At 58.8% G+C, this 524-nt stretch carries 1 protein-coding gene; it reads left to right on the forward strand.

From position 1 onward, the window contains the following. On the forward strand, positions 1 to 478 hold a 478-nt coding region (locus tag ACR0EL_RS22770; protein ID WP_480502395.1), incomplete at its 5' end, for an efflux RND transporter periplasmic adaptor subunit. Positions 479 to 524: the final 46 nt, after the last annotated feature.

Genomic DNA, 524 nt, shown 5'->3' on the forward strand with positions numbered 1-524 from the left:
CCAGCAATTCGAACTGGTCGCCGAGTTTAGTCAGGCGGACTGGGCGTTGTTGGATCATCCGATCTCTGGTGCCACTGCTGATCTGACACAGCGCTCGGGCGGAGCGTTGGGGCGGGCTCAAGTCCGGCGTGGAGGAGGGTTTCTGGATCAAGACACACGGCAGGTGCGGGTCTTTCTGGATGTCACAAAGCCCGATGAACGCATACTCGCCGGAGACTTCCTGCAGGTTCACATTCCCGGACGCCGGATCTCGGACACATTAACCCTACCCGAAAGCGTCCTGACCCGTGCGGGATACATTTGGATTGTAGACGATAAGGACCAATTGCAGAGGCTTAGCCCGAACATCCTGTTCCGCAGCGAAAGTACAGTGACGGTATCGGCTCCCGAAGGGACCGGCCCGTGGCGCGTGGCCAAAACACCTTTGGCCTCGTTTCTACCGGGTCAGCGGGTGACGCCGCAATCAGATGGGGGCTGAGCCATGCACGCTCTGACTTACTGGTTTATTCGAAATCCGGTCGCTG

Source organism: Ruegeria sp. AH12, assembly GCF_056541465.1.